At 67.7% G+C, this 405-nt stretch carries 1 protein-coding gene; it reads left to right on the top strand.

The window, feature by feature from the left end:
• The coding region (locus JWG43_RS20510) for a DUF116 domain-containing protein (RefSeq protein WP_205244460.1) at positions 1 to 405 on the top strand (405 nt) is incomplete at both ends.

Here is a 405-nt window from a genome sequence, read left to right as displayed (position 1 = left end):
GCGGCCGGAGCGCCTGCTCCTGCTGCTGCCGCACTGCATCCAGCGCAGTGCCTGCCCGCACCGGCTCAACCATAATGTGGACCTGTGCCGCCGTTGCGGGCAATGTCCCGTGGGCGGCCTGTTGCAGCTGCGGGACCGTTACGGTTTCCATCTGGCACTGGCCACCGGCGGTACCATCGCCCGGCGCATCGTGGTCCAGACGCGGCCCCGCATGATCATCGCCGTGGCCTGCGAACGTGACCTCACCTCCGGTATCCAGGACAGTTACCCCTTGCCCGTCTTCGGCATCCTCAACCAGCGCCCTTGCGGCCCCTGCCTGGACACGCTGGTGTCCCTTGCGGCCGTGGAGGGGGCCGTACGCCTGTTCCTCGGGCTTGAGGATACGGGACAGTCCGAGGATAACAC

Origin of the sequence: Desulfobulbus alkaliphilus, from assembly GCF_016918545.1 — a bacterium.
GTDB lineage: Bacteria > Desulfobacterota > Desulfobulbia > Desulfobulbales > Desulfobulbaceae > Desulfobulbus > Desulfobulbus alkaliphilus.
Note: the sequence above shows the minus strand (reverse complement) of the source record. Positions and strands in the feature narration are given on the sequence as shown.